The organism is Paraburkholderia sp. NMBU_R16 (assembly GCF_013282575.1).
Taxonomy (GTDB): domain Bacteria; phylum Pseudomonadota; class Gammaproteobacteria; order Burkholderiales; family Burkholderiaceae; genus Trinickia.
In genome coordinates this window covers 1-225 of sequence record NZ_JAAAYE010000555.1, presented here as the reverse complement: position 1 = coordinate 225, position 225 = coordinate 1, and the positions used below count along the sequence as shown (strand labels likewise).

1 protein-coding gene is annotated in these 225 nt (G+C 61.8%); it reads right to left on the bottom strand.

Annotated features, from left to right (window positions below):
* Positions 1 to 86: 86 nt before the first annotated feature.
* The coding region (locus GWC77_RS29065) for a transposase domain-containing protein (protein WP_173263121.1) at positions 87 to 225 on the bottom strand (139 nt) is incomplete at its 5' end.

Below are 225 nucleotides of genomic sequence, written 5' to 3'. Positions count from 1 at the left end.
GTAAGCGCCTCGCGAAGGCCGTCCGCTATCCGGCGCGCACGTGAGGCATGATCGGGTATCGGGCGCTCGTGTTGGCGCGCTGGCAATCAGCCCGTGGAGGCAGGTGGGCAAGACTTCCCTGGCAGCTTACTTGCCACGTTCCAGGGTAGTAATTCGTCGATGCGGTTGATGGGGTGATCAGCGATATGGGTCAGCACGTATTCGAGGTAAGCGCGCGGGTTGATC